This window comes from Metabacillus sp. KJ11-3 (assembly GCF_055808295.1).
In genome coordinates, this window is record NZ_CM147865.1 from 4,587,236 (window position 1) to 4,605,961 (window position 18,726).

General features: G+C 36.2%; 13 protein-coding genes, 4 pseudogenes and 1 riboswitch. Of the genes and pseudogenes, 13 read left to right on the top strand and 4 right to left on the bottom strand.

What is annotated here, in order from left to right:
- The first annotated feature begins 67 nt into the window (after nt 1–67).
- Nucleotides 68–769, top strand: coding sequence for an AraC family transcriptional regulator (locus AC0L8O_RS22915; protein ID WP_473445510.1), 702 nt, complete (start codon nt 68–70; stop codon nt 767–769).
- Between the two features lie 219 nt (nt 770–988).
- Nucleotides 989–1,321, top strand: a complete 333-nt coding sequence (gene csaA, locus AC0L8O_RS22920; RefSeq protein WP_473445512.1) for a chaperone CsaA — start codon at nt 989–991, stop codon at nt 1,319–1,321.
- A gap of 67 nt (nt 1,322–1,388) precedes the next feature.
- Here the strand turns inward: csaA and AC0L8O_RS22925 are convergent, their stop codons facing one another.
- Complete coding sequence (locus tag AC0L8O_RS22925) at nt 1,389–2,213, bottom strand: MIP/aquaporin family protein (RefSeq protein ID WP_473445514.1); 825 nt, start codon at nt 2,211–2,213, stop codon at nt 1,389–1,391.
- A 165-nt stretch (nt 2,214–2,378) separates the two neighbouring features.
- The gene (locus AC0L8O_RS22930) at nt 2,379–3,089 is read right to left on the bottom strand and encodes a GntR family transcriptional regulator (protein ID WP_473445516.1); all 711 of its coding nucleotides are present in this window, start codon (nt 3,087–3,089) and stop codon (nt 2,379–2,381) included.
- Nucleotides 3,090–3,245: 156 nt separating this feature from the next.
- Here AC0L8O_RS22930 and AC0L8O_RS22935 point away from each other — a divergent pair, with 156 nt between their 5' ends.
- The 7 genes and pseudogenes from AC0L8O_RS22935 (at nt 3,246) to AC0L8O_RS22965 (ending at nt 12,710) form a co-directional block, all read left to right on the top strand.
- Entirely contained in the window at nt 3,246–5,144 is a 1,899-nt protein-coding gene (locus AC0L8O_RS22935; protein ID WP_473445518.1) for a beta-glucoside-specific PTS transporter subunit IIABC, read from the top strand.
- Between the two features lie 13 nt (nt 5,145–5,157).
- Complete coding sequence (gene bglA / locus AC0L8O_RS22940) at nt 5,158–6,597, top strand: 6-phospho-beta-glucosidase BglA (RefSeq protein ID WP_473445520.1); 1,440 nt, start codon at nt 5,158–5,160, stop codon at nt 6,595–6,597.
- 325 nt (nt 6,598–6,922) lie between these two features.
- Nucleotides 6,923–7,002: riboswitch (glycine riboswitch) on the top strand.
- Nucleotides 7,003–7,169: 167 nt separating this feature from the next.
- Nucleotides 7,170–8,516, top strand: a complete 1,347-nt coding sequence (locus tag AC0L8O_RS22945) for an amino acid permease (RefSeq protein WP_473445521.1) — start codon at nt 7,170–7,172, stop codon at nt 8,514–8,516.
- A 282-nt stretch (nt 8,517–8,798) separates the two neighbouring features.
- Nucleotides 8,799–9,728 carry an L-lactate dehydrogenase gene (locus AC0L8O_RS22950; RefSeq protein WP_473445523.1) on the top strand — a complete coding sequence of 310 codons (930 nt, stop codon included), beginning with the start codon at nt 8,799–8,801 and terminating at the stop codon, nt 9,726–9,728.
- 36 nt (nt 9,729–9,764) lie between these two features.
- Nucleotides 9,765–9,923: pseudogene (locus tag AC0L8O_RS22955) on the top strand (L-lactate permease); the annotation flags it as partial.
- Between the two features lie 245 nt (nt 9,924–10,168).
- Nucleotides 10,169–11,546: pseudogene (locus AC0L8O_RS22960) on the top strand (L-cystine transporter).
- A gap of 172 nt (nt 11,547–11,718) precedes the next feature.
- Nucleotides 11,719–12,710 (top strand): annotated as a pseudogene (locus tag AC0L8O_RS22965) (Gfo/Idh/MocA family protein).
- Nucleotides 12,711–12,868: 158 nt separating this feature from the next.
- Here AC0L8O_RS22965 and AC0L8O_RS22970 read toward each other — a convergent pair.
- Nucleotides 12,869–13,345 (bottom strand): DUF4188 domain-containing protein, encoded by a 477-nt coding sequence (locus AC0L8O_RS22970; RefSeq protein WP_473445525.1) that lies wholly within the window; start codon nt 13,343–13,345, stop codon nt 12,869–12,871.
- 3 nt (nt 13,346–13,348) lie between these two features.
- A complete protein-coding gene (locus AC0L8O_RS22975) occupies nt 13,349–13,906 on the bottom strand; it encodes a PadR family transcriptional regulator (RefSeq protein WP_473445527.1) in 558 nt (185 codons plus the stop codon).
- A gap of 385 nt (nt 13,907–14,291) precedes the next feature.
- Between AC0L8O_RS22975 and AC0L8O_RS22980 the strand changes: the two are divergent.
- From AC0L8O_RS22980 to AC0L8O_RS22995, 4 genes and pseudogenes are all read left to right on the top strand, one after another.
- Nucleotides 14,292–15,837, top strand: a pseudogene (locus AC0L8O_RS22980) (malate:quinone oxidoreductase).
- 397 nt (nt 15,838–16,234) lie between these two features.
- Nucleotides 16,235–16,957, top strand: coding sequence for an ABC transporter ATP-binding protein (locus AC0L8O_RS22985; RefSeq protein ID WP_473445529.1), 723 nt, complete (start codon nt 16,235–16,237; stop codon nt 16,955–16,957).
- On the top strand, nt 16,957–18,021 hold the full coding sequence (locus AC0L8O_RS22990) for an ABC transporter permease (RefSeq protein WP_473445531.1): 1,065 nt from the start codon (nt 16,957–16,959) through the stop codon (nt 18,019–18,021). Before AC0L8O_RS22985 ends, AC0L8O_RS22990 begins: the two co-directional genes overlap by 1 nt.
- A 28-nt stretch (nt 18,022–18,049) precedes the next feature.
- Nucleotides 18,050–18,706 carry a TetR/AcrR family transcriptional regulator gene (locus AC0L8O_RS22995; RefSeq protein WP_473445533.1) on the top strand — a complete coding sequence of 219 codons (657 nt, stop codon included), beginning with the start codon at nt 18,050–18,052 and terminating at the stop codon, nt 18,704–18,706.
- Nucleotides 18,707–18,726: the final 20 nt, after the last annotated feature.

Below are 18,726 nucleotides of genomic sequence, written 5' to 3' on the forward strand. Positions count from 1 at the left end.
TAATTCTTTATTACAGCTTTGGTTAAAATTATAATAGATACTAAACAAGGTTTAAGGAGGCAGGTAAATGGAGAGTGTTAACCAAATAACTTGTGAGAAAAGGTCTTATGATAGGGAATATAAGTCTCATCAACATGAGTTTGGTCAATTTCTTTTTCCATTACAAGGCTCCTTAGATATACAGACTGAGTGGCAAGAGATAAATCTTAACTCGGATTACTGTTTATATCTTCCCCCGAGATTTGATCATAACTTTCGATCAATAGATAGGAATGAATTTTTAATCTTAGATATTCCAACACAATATTTACCCGATGATACAAGCAGTATGTATGTAAAGGTAGATAAACAGTGGGCTTCAATACGCTATTTACTATTGGAAGAAGCAAAGGACCAGCAGGATATCTCCTCCTTAGTAGATCTAACCAGATATGTCACTAGCAAACTTCACATCTCTAGGCCTGCTTCCATTGAATATATTCATAAGCATTATAAGGAGTCAATAACATTAGAAACTTTAGCAAAAATAGAGCATTACCATCCAGTATATTATTCAGCTTGGTTTAAGAAAAAGACCGGAAAAAGCTTGAAAGTATATATATCCGAACTTCGTCTGAAAGAGGCTAAACATTTATTACATTCTACAGGATGGGCGATATCAAAGATTAGTGAAGAGTTAGGTTTTGAGAATTCTTCCTCTTTTTCAAGGTGGTTTGTAAATACTGAAGGAATATCTCCACAAAAATATAGAATTCTTCATTCAGGATAAAAAGGTTATTAAACTTGGTAAAGAAAATTTCAAGGGGATTTTCTATGATAAGTTTATATATTCTTTTTATCCTTTTTTTATACGATGATAATTAAGAGCCTCCGTCGAGATGCCTGGGAGCGGAATAAAAAGTGGATCTTCCAAGAGTACTGGTAGCAGCAAAAAAAATACAGAGTTACTTAAGAAGGAAATAAAATTGTAAAAGGTGGTTAAAGCATTATGGCAAATATTGAAGACTTTTTAAAACTGGATATTCGTGTTGGTACAATCATAAGTGCAAAACCCTTTCCTGAAGCGAAAAAGCCTGCGATAAAACTGGAAATAGATTTTGGAGAGGAGGTTGGAATAAAGCAATCTTCCGCTCAAATTACACATAGATATGATCCTGAACAACTTTGCGGACGGCAAGTGGTAGGAATAGTCAATTTTCCACCAATGCGAATTGCAGGATTCAAATCTGAGGTACTGGTACTAGGAGGGGTTCCGGAAGAGGGAGATGTTGTTCTTTTAAAACCAGATGAATTCGTTAGGAATGGAGCAAGAATTTCATAATACGGTTCTGTTTAATCAGATGAATAACAAAAAGTAAAGACAGGGATCCCTGTCTTTTTTCACTATATCATGCAACCTCAGGTTTTAAAACTTTTTGTTTCCGCTTTTTCACACCTAAACGATGCGAAATAAATAAGATTAAGATGATTATTGCCAAGGTAATAAATAATTGGGATATCATTTTTCCATGAAACACACCATTATAGAAGAATCCACCTAAACAGCCACCAAGAAAGGGTCCTAAAACAGGGATCCAGGCATAGTGCCATTGGGAATCACCTTTATCGGGAATAGGTAAAAGAAAATGAATAATTCTTGGTCCTAAATCACGTGCGGGGTTCATGGCAGCACCTGTTGAACCTCCTAATGATATTCCGAGAGTAATAATTAAAAAACCAACTGCTAATGGATGGAGACCATCTGTAAACTTATTTGCTCCAATAGATAAAATACCTAATACGAGAATAAAGGTTGCTAATATCTCACTTAGTAAATTAGAAAAGGTGTGTTGGATCGCTGGGCTTGTTGCAAAAACACCAAGGATTGCTTTTTTATCCTTTGTTTCTTTCCAGTGGGGCAAATAGTGTAAGTAAACCCCGACAGCACCAATCATAGTACCTAAAAGTTGAGCAACTATGTAACCAGCTACCTGCATCCAAGGGAAATTCCCTGAAAAGGCAAAAACCAAAGTAATAACCGGATTTAAATGAGCTCCACTATATGTACCTACAGTAAAAATAGCCAAGGTAACAGCCAATCCCCAAGCAAATTGAATGGCTAACCAACCTGCGTTATAGGAAAAAGACTTTTTTAGAGCGGCCCCGGCACATACACTCCCACCTAGAAAAATTAAAATAGCTGTACCTACAACTTCTCCCCAAAGGGCTATCATAATGATCTTCCTCCCATAGAAGATATCAATTCTGAACATTCTGACATAATAACCATAAAAATTGCTTGATCTCTTAGTAAAGAAACCAAGCTTGTTTGTTGTTATAACTTTCTACGCAGCATCGGTGTTCAGCACCAGTGCTGATCAAGGGTACTGGGGTTTTTCCTATAACAACTGACTATTCGATTGTATAAAAAACTGTGATTGTTGATAGTTATAGGTGACTTTAGAGAAGTCGAAAGGTTGCCCGTTTGTTAAATGGAAGATACTTTCAACGAAAAGTTTAGGTGAGCCTTCAGGTAATCCTAAATATGTTGCTTCTTCTTCATTCAGTTTATCAACATGAAGGAACATGTCAGAAAATCCTACCTTTAATCCAAGTCCTTCCTTAATATAATGAAAGATAGATTCCGAAACAATTTCCTTATTTAAATAAGTAATAATGGATTTATTATAAAAGGATTCTTCAAAGCATAATGTTTGTCCGTTTATATATCGAAGCCTTTTCACATAATACACATCATCTTTGAGTGACATATTCAAGTTCTCAGCTACTTCTTGTGTTGGTTTTCTTACATCCAATTCAAAGACCTTTGAAGTGATTTGAAAGTCTTCCAAGTCACTTTTGAATCCTTGATTAGACAGCAAACTGATATATCCAGTTCTTTTATGTCTTCTTACAAAAATTCCACTACCTCTAACTTGAAATACGACACCTTTCCTCTCCAATAAATCTAAAGATTTTGTAATCGTACTCTTACTCACTTCAAATTGAGTCATTAATTTCTCTAATACAGGAAGCTTATCACCTTGTTGTAGGTCATGATTCTCAATATATTTTTCAATTTCTTTTGCGATTTCTTGGTACTTTAACATATCTAATCCTCGCTAGTCATTTACTTTTTCATTAACCTAATTATAGCATAAAGTAACTAAAATTATTATCAACAAATAAATTTATTATAAATGTCTTGAAAAATTATACCGGTACAATTATAATGAAAGCGTATAATACATTAGGGAGGATTTAAAATGTCAGGTAAAGTTAGAGATTATAGTAAACTAGCAAAAGACATTTTAGATGCAGTTGGCGGGGAAGAGAATGTTATTGGAGCAACTCGCTGTGCAACTAGACTTAGATTAGTTTTGAAGCGTTCAAATCCAAAGGCAAAACAAGCAGTAGCTGCGATGCCTGGAGTTATAACAGTTGTAGAGAACAGTGGTCAATTCCAAGTTGTTATTGGCCAACATGTTGGAGAAGTTTTTGATAAGTTTTCAGGTTTAGTTAACCTTGAAACGACAGAGGAGCAAGGCAAAAGTGAAGGAACTATTTTAAACCGGGTCATTGCTACAATGTCTGCTGTTTTTGCACCTTTTATTTACATTTTAGCTGCAGCAGGTATTTTACAAGGATCATTAATTATCATTAATTTATTCTCAGCTGGTTTTGCAGAAACCGGAACGTATCAAGTTTTGAGCTTTATTTCATGGGCACCATTTACCTTTTTACCAATTTTCATAGCCATGACGGCAGCAAAACATTTTAAAACAAACGTTTATATTGCAGTTGCCTGCTGTGCTGCATTAGTTAGTCCGACTTGGGCAGAAATGGCTGCACAGATTTCATCAGGAACAAGCATTTCATTCTTAGGTATGCCATTAAGTGAAACGGTTTACACATCTTCTGTTTTACCGCCATTATTTTTAGTATGGTTCTTATCTTATCTTGAAAGATTTTTAAACAAGAGAATGAATGAAATTGTTCGACCATTATTTGTTCCACTTTTATGTATGGTCATTATGGTACCATTAACAATTTTAGTAATCGGACCTCTATCAACAATGGGAGCTAACGGGGTTGCGAATGGTTATAACTTCTTAGCGGAAAATGTACCTGCTTTGGCTGGTGCCATCATTGGTGGGTTATGGCAAATATTAGTTATCTTCGGTGTTCACTGGGGTGTTACACCTATGGTGCTTGCAAACTTTGATTTATACGGTAGAGATTCTTTCCAAGCGTATCAAACGATTGCCGTTATTGCACAGATCGGGGCAGTGCTTGGTGTTATTCTTAAAGCTAAGAGTCAAGAAGTTCGTAAAGTCAGCGTTTCAGCTGGTGTAACGGGGTTGTTTGGTATTACAGAACCAGCTATTTATGGTGTTACATTAAGATTTAAAAAGCCATTTATCTTCGGTGCTATTTCTGGTGCAGTTGGTGCGATCGTGGCTAGCTTCTTTAATCCTTATTATTTTGCATATGCTGGTCTCCCAGGTCCGCTAACGATTGTAAATGGTATTAATTCAGATTACCCACTGTCTGTATGGGGAATTTTAATTGGGGTTGCGATTGCGATAATTCTACCAGTCGTTTTAATTCAGATTTTTGGCTTTGGTGAGGATAAAGCAAAAGAAGCTGGAAGTGAAGAGTCAATAGAACAAAAAAGCGCAACTCAACAGCAAAGCAATTCTGAAGGAAGCGAGGAATTCGTAGCTGCTCCGTTAACGAGTCAAGTCATTCCACTTTCAGAAGTTCAAGATGAAGTATTTAGTTCAGGTGCTATGGGTCCGGGTGTAGCAATTGAGCCATCGGATAATAAATTATATGCACCATTTGATGGAACAGTTGTCATGGTTGCACCAACGAAGCATGCGATTGGGTTACGTTCAAAATCAGGTGTTGAACTATTGGTTCATATTGGTTTAGATACAGTTAAATTAGAAGGAAAACCATTTAATCTTCATGTTGAAGATGGTCAAAAGTTTACCAAAGGTGATCTACTAATTACCTTTGATAAAGAGTTTATCCAAAAAGAAGGAGTCAAGGTTACGACACCTCTTATTATAACGAATGCACACTCTTACAAAGAAATTATCATTGAAAAATTAAAAGATAGTGTATTAGATCAAAAGCTATTAACGGTTATTAAATAAGGAGGAATTAAGCATGAGTAAATTACCTAAAGACTTTTTATGGGGTGGCGCACTAGCTGCCCACCAATTTGAAGGTGGTTGGAATGCAGGTGGTAAAGGACCAAGTGTTGTTGACGTTATGACAGCAGGTGCACATGGAGTACCGAGGGAAATCACGGAAGAAATTGAAGAAAATAAATTTTATCCGAACCATGAAGCAATTGATTTCTACCATAAATATAAGGAGGATATCGCATTATTTGCCGATATGGGGTTAAAATGTCTAAGAACTTCAATTGGATGGAGCCGTATTTTTCCAAAAGGTGATGAAGCTGAACCAAATGAAGCAGGACTACAATTCTATGATGATGTGTTTGATGAATTGCTAAAATACGGTATTGAGCCTGTTATTACACTATCTCACTTTGAAATGCCATTACATCTAGCGAGAGAGTACGGCGGATTTAGAAATCGTAAAGTAGTAGACTATTTTGCGAAATTTGCGGAAGTTTGCTTCGACCGTTATAAAGATAAAGTGAAATATTGGATGACTTTTAACGAGATTAATAACCAAATGGATGTAAACAACCCAATCTTCTTATGGACAAACTCAGGTGTATTAGTCGGTGAAGATGAAAATGCTAAGGAAGTTATGTACCAGACAGCCCACCATGAACTTGTTGCCAGTGCACTTGCTGTAGCAAAGGGAAAAGAAATTAACCCGGACTTACAAATCGGAGCAATGGTTTCACATGTGCCAATTTATCCTTTCTCTTCTAATCCGGAAGATATCATGCTGGCAGAAGAAGAAATGAGACAACGTTATTTCTTCCCTGATGTTCAAGTTCGCGGTTACTATCCAAGCTATGCATTGAAGGAATTTGAAAGAGAAGGATATCAAATCAAAATGGAAGCCGGCGATGATGAGATTTTAAGAAATGGTACTGTTGATTATTTAGGCTTCAGTTACTACATGTCAACGACCGTTAAAAGTGATGTAAATAATGATAATACCGGTGATGTTGTAAATGGTGGACTACCGAATAGTGTTGAAAATCCATACATTAAATCAAGTGACTGGGGCTGGGCAATCGATCCGACTGGGTTACGATATACACTAAATCGTTTTTATGACAGATATCAAATTCCGTTATTTATAGTTGAAAATGGATTTGGTGCAATCGATGTAATGGAAGAGGATGGCTCTATCCATGATCCGGAAAGAATTCAATATTTAAAATCACATATTGAAGCATTAGAAAAAGCGGTCATATACGATGGCGTTGATTTAATCGGATATACACCATGGGGAATCATTGATATCGTCTCATTCACAACTGGCGAAATGAAAAAACGCTATGGCATGATCTATGTTGACCGTGATAATGAAGGAAACGGATCAATGAAGCGTTATAAGAAAGATTCTTTTGAATGGTATAAAAAAGTAATTGAAACAAATGGTGAACAACTATAGTAACTTGTTTCATTTAGACGAAAAATAGAGGCTTTCTGAGCCTCTATTTTTATTGACCAGGAAACTATAAAATGCCTTTGAACTGTGGATAAGTGCGCGACATCCAGCTCCAGCGCCTAGCCCTTCTAGGGTCTAGCCACAAATGAATTGAAGACAAAGAACGTCTTCTATTCATTTGCGTCTTATTTGCCCGAGGCTGATCAAGGCGCTTGCGCTTTTGTTCTTGACAAGGTAAGTGAATAAGACTAGAATTATAAATTATTTGAGAATAATTTTATGTTAAAACTATAATCGAGCTATGATCGCTATGGATGAAACTATAGCAGGAGCAGCTTCTGGAGAGACTGCGGCATTCCGCAGCGCCGAAGGATTCATAATCTCAGGCAAAAGGACAGAAGAGTATAGAATACCTATTTGTTAAACTAATCATTTTACTAGTACAACAAATACTATTTCATATTCTTATGACCAAGAGATTTGGATGATATCCAATCTCTTTTTTTAATGGATTATGTTTATGCTGCTCATTGTGTCACACAATAGATTGTGGCAAATTTTAAGGAGGAGTAGAATTGGTACAACAAGAATTAAAGAGGGATTTAGCCAATCGGCATGTTCAATTGATTGCCATCGGAGGAACTATTGGTACCGGGTTATTCCTAGGATCTGGTAAAGCAATCCAACTGGCAGGTCCGTCTATTATCTTTGCTTATTTAACTGTGGGTATTGCTGTGTTTTTTATTATGCGGGCACTGGGAGAGCTATTGTTATCTAAAGCTGGTTATCAATCATTTACAGACATCGCCCAAGACTATCTTGGCCCAAGAATAGCGTTCGTGACTGGATGGACTTATTGGTTTTGTTGGATTATGATCGCAATGGCCGATATTATTGCTGTCGGTGTTTATGTACAGTATTGGTTTGATATACCTCAATGGGTACCTGCCATTATTTGTTTGATTATTTTATTAGGGTTCAATCTATTAACGGTTAAGCTTTTTGGTGAATTAGAGTTTTGGTTTGCTTTAATAAAAGTTATAACGATCCTCTTATTAATTGGGGTTGGGGTTATTTTACTTGTGATAGGTTTTAAGACCGATGCAGGGGCAGTTACAATCAGAAACCTGTGGGAACACGGTGGAATCTTTCCAAATGGCATTTCAGGTTTCTTACTTTCCTTTCAAATGGTTTTATTTGCTTTTGTTGGTGTAGAGTTAGTGGGTGTATCAGCAGCGGAAACAGCCAATCCAAGAAAAAATATTCCATCGGCTATAAATAAGATTCCTTTAAGAATACTATTTTTCTACATTGGCTCCATTATTGTTCTGTTATGCATTAATCCATGGACCGAACTGAATGCTGAGGAAAGTCCCTTCGTAAAAACATTTAGCTTAATTGGAATTCCAATTGCTGCCGGTATTATTAATTTTGTTGTATTAACGTCTGCTGCTTCTGCCTGCAATAGTGGAATGTTTTCGACAAGCCGGATTCTATATAATTTAAGCAGGAGTAATCAGGCTCCTGCCAACTTAGCAAAACTAAATAAAAATCATGTCCCTGGTAACGCATTGTTCATATCTACACTTGTCGTATCGGTAGGAGCACTCTTGAGCAAACTTATCCCTGCACAAGCCTTTGGACTCGTATCAACGGTAAGTGCTATTTGTTTTATTTGGGTTTGGGGTGTCATTATTGTTTGTCATTTAAAGTATAAAAAAACATTTCCACAATTACATGCTGAGTCAACGTTTAAAGCACCGTTTACGCCATTTGTTAATTATGTAGTTCTAGCGTTATTTGCTATGATTCTTATTATTATGTTATTTGCTAATGAAACACGCTTGGCATTATTACTGACACCATTATGGTTTATTTTAATATTTGCAATGTATTCATATAGAAGAAAAAAGGCAAGTTAAGGTAACATATGTAGAAGTGAGATTCTCTTTTAAAGTGAATCTCACTTTAAGTTTTTTGTTACAAAAAGGTCTTGAACAAATTGAAATATCATGATATATTCTACATGTGAAATACTTCACAATATATTATTTACAAATATATTTTTGGAACCATTTGTGAAATTATTCACAAATGGTAAGCAACTCAATTAATGAATCTATAATAATCACTAAGAAAATTTTTTTATTAAATTATGTGAAATATTTCACAAATTTACAACGCAGCTTCTGGAGGAAAATCAAATGAATATAACATTAGGGAATAAGATTGTATTAGTAGGTAGTGGTGCTGTTGGTTCAAGTTATGCTTATGCATTATTAAATCAGGGCTTATGTGATGATTTGGTCATTGTTGATCTGGATGGAGAAAAGGCAAAAGGGGATATTATGGATTTAAACCATGGTATTGCCTATGCACCTACTCCTATGAACATAAGATACGGTTCATATAAGGATTGTAAGGATGCCGCCCTCGTGGTTATCTGTGCAGGTGCCGCGCAAAAGCCTGGAGAAACAAGATTAGAACTTGTGAATAAAAACGTAAAAATTTTTAAATCTATTGTTGAAAGCATTATGGATTCCGGGTTTAATGGTATCTTCTTAGTTGCAACAAACCCAGTCGATATTCTAGCTTATGCAACTTGGAAATTCTCTGGTCTTCCTAAAGAAAGAGTGATAGGTTCTGGAACTATTTTAGATTCTGCGAGATTTCGTTATTTAGTAGGAAAAGAATTTGATACAGCACCATTAAGTGTTCATGGATATATTATTGGAGAGCATGGTGACTCTCAATTCCCGGTTTGGAGCAGTGTAAATATTGCTGGAACACAGGTTGCAAAAAGGTTATCTGAGGAGAGGAAGGAAGCGATCGCAGTCGAGGTGCGTGATGCTGCCTATGAAATTATTAAAGCAAAAGGTGCCACATATTATGGCATAGCAATGGGGCTAATAAGAATAACGAAAGCCATCTTAAGAAATGAACATGTTGTCCTACCTGTTGGAGCACTAGTAGAAGGGGAATATGGACATCATGATGTTTTTATTGGAATTCCGTCTGTGATTACAAGATACGGCGTTAAAAAGATTGTTGAACTATCACTGACTCAGGATGAAAAAGAGAAGCTTACTAAATCTGTCCAAACCGTAAAAGAGATACAAAATGCAGCCATATAATTTGATTCACATCTTTGACCCATTGGGGGAAACATTATGTTAATGGATACTTTCAATCCTTTTAATAATCTTGGACTTTCAGCATTAATGGCAGCAATTCCTATCCTGTTATTTCTGGTATGCATAACTGTCTGAAAAATGAAGGGAATCCATGCTGCACTATTAAACATAGCCGTTACTTTTCTTATTGCACTTACCCTATTGTTTAAAAAATAAAGTGCAGTTCCTCCTGCAAATTCAAGTCTCTTAGGAATTCATAATCCAAAGAGACTTTTTTAATTTATACTTTTAGAAGAGTATTTAGAAAGGTAATCGGGTAATGAAGTAAGGATAACTCGAATAAATTCTTTATTATGTGCCAATCTCAGCATTTCCTACTTTACATATAGGAATTATGGTGATAATATCTCTATTGTTATATTAAAAAAGGAAGTGAAGAAATGTATATATTCGTCATTCTTAATATTATTATCATGTTATTACTTATTTTTGGTTTATATACTATGCAGAAAAAGCATCTCTCTTTTTCAAAAAGAGTATTTACAAGGCCTGGGATTAGGTGTCCTGTTTGGATTGGGGTTACAGTTTGCCTATGGAATAGAATCGGAAGCTGTTTCAACATCGATTGATTGGTTCAATATAGTTGGAAGCGGGTATGTAAGCTTCCTAAAAATGATTGTTATGCCTTTAGTTTTCATATCTATTCTTTCTGCTTTTACAAAATTAAAGATGGAAAACAATCTTGGAAAAGTTAGCGGATGGATCCTGGGAACACTAGTTGGTACAACAGCTATTGCTGCTGCTGTAGGAATTGCTTCAGCATTATTGTTCAATTTGGAAGCTGTACAAATTGATCAGGGAGAAGCAGAACTAGGCAGAGCAGCTCAATTAGAAGAACAAGTTGTTTCTGTTCAAGATATGACGATACCTCAACAAATTGTTTCGTTAATTCCTACTAATCCATTCTTGGATCTAACAGGAGCAAATCCAACATCAACAATATCTGTCGTTATTTTTGCTGCTATTCTTGGTATTGCATTTTTAGGAATTAGACGTAAGGAACCGGTATATGCTGAAAAATTTGCAGATATTGTAGAGACTTTTTATAAATTGATTATGCGTGTTGTTACCTTGATTTTAAGACTGACTCCTTATGGTGTGTTGGCATTAATGACAAAAGTAACAGCAACAAGTGATTATCAAGCAATTTGGAAGCTGGGTAAATTTGTTTTGGCATCCTATGCTGCCTTAATTGTTATGTTTATTATTCATTTACTTATTTTAGCAATAGCTGGTTTAAATCCGGTGACTTATGTGAAGAAGGCTTTTCCAGTACTTGCATTTGCATTCACTTCAAGAACAAGTGCCGGAGCATTACCTTTAAATATCAAAGCACAAACGAAGGACATGGGAGTACCTGAAGGTGTAGCCAATTTTGCGGGATCCTTTGGGTTATCAATTGGGCAAAATGGTTGTGCCGGTATTTACCCGGCCATGTTAGCCGTTATGATCGCTCCTACGGTAGGAATAGATCCATTAACACCTTCATTCCTGTTAACACTAGTTGCTGTTGTAGCAATAAGCTCCTTTGGTGTTGCTGGAGTAGGAGGCGGGGCTACATTTGCTGCTTTGCTTGTCCTTTCAGCATTGAATTTACCAGTTGGTTTAGCTGGTCTTCTCATATCTGTTGAACCGCTTATTGATATGGGACGTACAGCACTAAATGTTAGCGGAAGTATGACAGCTGGTGTTATTACGAGTAAGGCAACAAAAGATTTGGATACCAGTGTCTACAATAGTTCTTCTCAATCGGCATAATGAAAAAAGGAAACTTCCCAATTAAGTAGGTTTGGGAAGTTTTTTTGCTTTAGGAAAATATGTAGTAGAAGGGGTGGCAAGCATATGCTACCTTTACTTATGGAAGTCCTTATATGGACAGATCGTTATAATGAATAAAAACACGTGCTGAGTAAAGAGGAGGCCATTTTCAATGAAACTTGAAAAAGTTCGATGGGGCATAATTGGATGCGGGAATGTAACGGAAGTAAAAAGTGGACCGGCATTTCAAAAAATAAAAAATTCCGAATTGGTAGCTGTTATGCGAAGAACTGGTGAATTGGCAGAGGACTATGCAAAAAGACACCATGTTTCCAAATGGTACGATGATGCTGACGCACTAATCAATGATCCGGATGTTGACGCAGTTTATATTGCAACACCACCGGGTTCTCATAAGGAGTATACCCTGAAAGCTGCAAAGGCAGGCAAACCTGTATATGTAGAAAAGCCGATGGCGCTTAATTGGGCTGAATGCAATGACATGATTGTTGCCTGTAAAGCTTCGCGAGTACCTTTATTTGTTGCTTACTACCGTAGGGCACAGCCCCGATTTATTAAAATAAAAGAATTGTTGGAAAGCAAAATAATTGGAGACATTCGTTTTGTATCAACGACACAGTATCAGAAGGCAAGGGAAGATGTGATGAACCCGGAAAATCTCCCGTGGAGGGTTCAGCCTGAGTTGTCCGGAGGAGGACTTTTTTCGATTTAGCCAGCCATACACTTGATATGTTAGATTTTTTACTTGGTCCTATAAAGGAAGCAAATGGTTTTGCTTCTAATCAGGCAGGCTTATATCGAGCAGAAGACATCGTGACAGGAACCTATCAGTTTGAGTCAGGGATCCATGGGATTGGAAGCTGGTGTTTTTCAGCTTATGAAAATGTGGATGTGAATGAAATCATTGGCAGTAAAGGAAAGATTACCTTTTCTACTTTTGGCGATGATCCAGTTATTTTAATAACTAATGATGGTAAAGAAGAATGGAGTTTTGAGCGACCTCAACATGTTCACCAACCTCTTCTTGAAACAATTGTTGATGAATTAACTGGAGGTAACAGACGGTGTCAAAGTACCGGTGTAACCGGTGCGAGAACAAACTGGGTTATGGATGAATTAGTTAAGGGTCAAAAGAATAAGTAATCATGACCCATAAAGGGCTTGGTACCAAAAAGATAGACTTGCTGTCAGATCTTTATCCAAAGCGAAACGAGAGGGAGCAGCTTATGTCATAGCGAGAAAGGGAAGAAATGATAAAAGCACCTTAACGGAACTGGTTTAAGGTGCATGTTTATCATCATCTAGTCTAATTTAAGGCGTTTGCGGGCTGATTCATGCTTAGTTGCAACTGGAATATGCTTTAACGCTTTACCTAACCCATAATAGGGCATATTTCCATAGAAAGATTCATAATTTCCCTTTTTTACCTGATAAGTTTCGTGGTAAATTCCAACTGCATGATTCGCCCCAACCTTTTGATTGAAATTCTTCCATGCAGTTAAATGTTTTTCAAATTTAGCATAAGCAAGCAGATCATCTAATGAACGCCAGTATTGAATCATGACGGTCGTTCTTAAACCAAAATAGCTTTCCATTGATAAAAAGCCAAGTTCCTCTTTGTTTGTATAAAGCTCCTTAATCATTCCCGGCATAGCTTGAAAGACCGGAAACCACTTGTGTACTGCGAGTCGATTATTTATCCTCATTCCAATAATAAAGACAACAATATCCTCTTCATTTTCAGTCGTAAAACGTCCAGTAAAAAGCTTTTTGGCCAAGTTTTAATCCCCCTTAATTGAAACATACTTTTGAAGAGTACACTCACACCATTCGATTGCAGCTTTCGTTATCCTTTTTCCATAATCCAAAGTAAATAACCAATACAAAGAGTTTTTATCGTGATGTTGATGCTGTAAAATGGCTTGCTCAATTGATTCATAGGTTTGGTACCGGTAATGTAGTCCTTGTTTGTACTTTTGAAGGAGAGAGATCGTTTGTTCATGTGATTGATAGTGTCCAAAAAACAGCTTTAATAAAAGTTCATTTCTTTCAACAGGTAGCTGGTCAATTGGTTCCTCTAACCACTTTTTTAATGTTTCTACTCCTTTTGTTGTCAGTTTGTATTCATTTCGGTCTGGCTTACCTGCAGAAGAAGAGGATTGAACTTCAGCTAATCCTTCTTGAACAATAAATTTCAGTGTTGGGTAAATTTGACCATAACTAACTTTCCAAAAGTGATTTAAGCTCTCATCAATGAATTGTTTAATGGAATAACCTGAATTGCATTCTGTTGTTAAAATTCCTAAAATTGCGTACGTTGTATTGTTATAATTTTTCACGACTTCCTCACCTATCAAAAAGATATATATCATTTAGATATATAATACTTTATGTGGAAAATATATGCAATGTTTTTATAGAAGCAGGGTTTTGTTTTTTACTTAAAGGAGTTCATCCTTTTTTGGAAGCGTTAAATAGTTTATAATAATCAGATAATGGTAGAAATTTTAATCAAAAAATAGATAAAATAGTAGTATAATTATAGGTAAGACAGAAAAGGGTTTTTTCTAAAGGTGTTCCTTGCTTTCTGTAACTCCTAAGCAGGAGCTCCTCCTTATGTACGATCACTACGCAGTAAATTTTACAGTTGGTAGTATAAGACGAGATAAAGGCTTGGCAATAAGCCAGGTTTTCTTACAAATATAGGGGATAAGGAAGGTTATAATGGGCAGCATACAGAAAAAAACAGACGTAATCTTAATTGGTGCCGGTATGATGAGTGCGACCTTGGGGACACTTTTGAAAGAATTAATACCGGATTGGGAAATAACTGTATTCGAAAAGCTTTCAAAAGCAGGAGAGGAAAGCTCAAATGAATGGAATAATGCAGGAACGGGGCATGCAGCACTTTGTGAGCTTAATTACACGGTTGAAAAGCCGGATGGTTCTGTAGATATAAGTAAAGCAATAAACATCAATGAACAGTTTCAGGTTTCAATGCAATTTTGGTCTTATCTTGTCAAAAGCAAGCTGATTCAAAATCCAGAGGATTTTATCATGTCATTGCCACATATGAGTTTAGTTCAAGGAGAACAAAATGTATCGTTTTTAAAAAGGCGATTTGAAGCGCTATCAAAAAACCCTCTTTTTCAAGGGATGGAGTTTTCAGAGGATCCAAAAAAGCTAATGGAATGGATACCACTAATTATGCAGGACCGTTCCACAGATGAACCTATAGCCGCAACCAAAATTGACTCAGGGACGGATGTCAACTTTGGTGCACTAACACGCATGTTATTTGAACACTTAGAGAGAAAAAATGTTGAACTAAACTATAATCATAGTGTTCAAGATATCAAACGAACAAGTGAAGGCTTATGGGAATTGAAAGTACAGAATCTGGATAGCGGTACTGTTGAGCATCATACTGCAAAATTTGTCTTTATCGGAGGCGGAGGAGGCAGTCTGCATTTACTGCAAAAAACTGGTATTCCCGAAGGCAAGCATATTGGAGGATTTCCGGTGAGCGGCCTATTTATGGTATGCAATAATCCTGATGTTGTCGCACAGCACCATGCAAAAGTATATGGAAAAGCTAAGGTTGGTGCACCGCCAATGTCTGTGCCCCATCTTGACACTCGATTCATTGACAATAAAAAGTCGTTACTATTTGGACCATTTGCAAGGCTTTACACCAAAGTTCCTGAAAAATGGATCCGTGTTTGACTTAATCACATCTGTTAAACCGGATAATCTTTTAACCATGTTAGCAGCAGGTGCAAAAAACATGTCATTAACAAAGTACCTGATCCAGCAAGTGATGTTATCAAAAGAGCAGCGAATGGAAGAATTACGCGAATTTATTCCAAATGCCAAAAGTGAAGACTGGGATTTAGTTGTAGCCGGACAACGTGTACAGGTAATCAAAGATACCGAAGCCGGTGGAAAAGGAACACTGCAATTTGGTACAGAAGTTGTTTGTGCATCAGACGGCTCAATTGCAGCATTACTCGGAGCATCTCCAGGTGCCTCAACTGCCGTTCACGTCATGCTTGAAGTTCTTACAAAATGCTTCCCTGAACATATCAATGAATGGGAACCAAAAATCAAACAAATGATTCCATCATACGGCAAATCCCTATTAGAAAATCCGGCACTTCTCCACCAAGTCCACACTTCAACAGCTCAGACTCTTGGTCTGTCTGGAAAAGAATTGGAACGCAGGGACAGGAACCTTGTCCCAGTAACAACTAGCAATATAGTAAATTAAGTATAAATGGAAAATCGGGACAGTAACCTGTCCCGATTTTTTTATACTTATATGTTAATAACAAGCAAAATATACTTTAAATCCAATAAAGGTTAGCGATTTTTACATCGTAAAAGGACCTATAAATTTCTTGTACTATGGCTTAGCACTTTGACTTTCAGCTCCAGCGACTAGCTCTGAAGCATATGAAATGGATATTTTGTATAGCATGCATAGCTATATCTTGGATTTGGTTCTTGTCTTTAGCGGTCATAGGAAGGAGGATTGGTCAAATCGATCAAGAGGAAGCTTTAAAAAAGGTGAGTAAACACTCACTTTTGTTATTGACAGGACAAATCGGAGGGTGTTATAAAATAAGTGAGTAATTACTCACTTATTTTATTTACGGGAGGTTAACATGAAGGAAGCTATCTCAATTCAGAAGATAAGTAAACGTTATGGAAATAAAGTCGTACTAAATGACATTGATTTAAGTATTAAAGAAGGATCCATCTACGGTTTTATTGGTCCTTCAGGTGCAGGAAAAACGACTTTAGTAAAAATGATTGTAGGGATGGATAAACCAGATCGTGGGGATATTCATGTTCTTAATCAGAAAGTACCTAATTTGAGGCTTCTTCAAGAAATTGGATATATGACTCAATCAGATGCACTCTATGCGGAATTGACAGGTAAAGAAAATCTCACATTTTTTGCTTCCCTTTATAAGTTAAATAAAGCTGAAATAAAGGAGCGAATTACTTACACTGCTAACTTAGTTAACCTCACAGAACATCTTTGCAAAAAAGTTTTGGCATATTCAGGTGGAATGAAACGGCGATTATCTCTTGCCATCGCATTAATTCAAAATCCTCAAATACTTATCTTAGATGAACCAACAGTTGGGATTGATCCTGAGCTGAGATTTAGTATTTGGAAGGAGCTAATCCGATTAAAGGAGCAAGAAGGGAAAACGATTATTGTCACTACGCATTTTATGGATGAAGCGGAAAAATGTGATTACATTGCAATGGTTAGGGATGGGGCGATCATCACTAGTGGGACACCACAAAAACTAAAAGAGCAATACAGGGCAAGCAATTTTGATGAAGTATTCTTAAACGCAGGGAGGAAAAAATAATGAGAATAACTGCATTAGTTAGACGAATATTTCAACAAATGCTTAGAGATAAACGAACCTTAGCGCTTTTATTTATAGCCCCTTTACTAATCTTAACTCTCATGTATCTAGTATTTAATGGAGAAAATCTAGACCCGACATTAGGTGTAGAGAATGCTAGCGATCCATTAATTGAGCAGTTTGAAGAGGCAAATATTTTAATCGAGGAATTCGAAAAAACTTCTAATATAGAAGAAGTAATCGCAAAACAAGATTTAGATGGGTATCTAAAAGTAGAAGATGATGAATGGAAATTAACGTTATTAAATAGTGATCCTAATTTAGCACAAGGCTTGCAAATGAAATTAAAACAGATAACGAATAAACAGTTATTATCACAATTGATGATGAAAAGTAATTTGAAGCTAGAGATGCCTTCAGAAGATCCGTTAGAAATTGAATATGTGTATGGAGATAGTGACACAGAATTTTTTGATGTTCTTAGTCCAATTCTAATTGGCTTTTTTGTCTTCTTCTTTGTATTTTTAATCTCAGGTATCGGTTTATTAAAAGAACGAACAACAGGTACTTTAGAAAGATTAATGGCAACACCTATTAGAAGAGGAGAAATCATAACAGCTTACTTAATCGGGTTTGGGGTGTTTGCTATTGTTCAAACGGTTGTGATTGTTTTTTATTCTATTAATGTATTAGACATGGTTCTTGTCGGTTCAATTTGGAATGTCATTTTAATTAATTTACTCCTTGCTTTAGTTGCATTATCCTTAGGGATTCTTCTATCATCGTTTGCATCCTCAGAATTCCAAATGGTACAGTTTATCCCTGTAGCAGTAGTACCACAGATTTTCTTTTCAGGAATTTTACCATTGGAAGGGATGTCCAATTGGCTACAAGCCATCGCAAAGATCATGCCATTGTATTATGCAGCAGATGCCTTGAAGGGTGTTATGTATAAGGGTTTAGGATTTGCAGGTATACGTGGAGACCTCTACGCCTTGGCTGCTTTTGCCATAATCTTTATCATATTGAATTTATTTGCTCTGAAAAAGTACCGTAAGCTATAATAGTGGGTAATGAAGGGGCGTGTGGTAAGTGTCTGAAAGTAAGTTGTTGGATGCATTAATTGCTCAAGCAAAATTAACGAAGAAGCAAACGGAAAAACAACAGAAAATTGTCGAAGCAGCCATAACGATTTTTGCTGAAAAAGGTTATGCCAATACATCTACTAGTGAAATCGCCAAAGCTGCTGGAGTCGCAGAAGGAACAATTTTTAGACATTATGGAACAAAAGATAATTTATTACTTTCTGTTATTCTTCCTTTTTTTAAAGAATCCTTTCCGATCATGGCAGAGGAAGTGTTTAACGAAATTATGTCTTCGAATGTTCATACATTTGAGGAATTTCTTAAAGCCTTTCTAAAAAATAGAATCAATTTCTTTTTCGAAAACAAAGAGATTGCTAAGGTTGTTATAAAGGAAATTTTATATAATGAAGAACTAAAAAGTAATTTATTGCCCCTTTTATCAGAGAACTTTATTATACGTGTAAATAAAGTGTTGGATATATTTAAAGAACGTGGTGAATTTGTAGATATATCAACAGAACGTATCGTAAAAATGGTGTTAACATTTATTGCGGGGTTTTTAACTTCCCGTTTAGTATTATTAAATGATTATTCTATTACTGAAGAAGAAATTGAAGATGCAGTTCGTTTTGTGATGGATGGTATTAGAAATAAAGAACAATAATAAAGCCGCTTTACATTCAT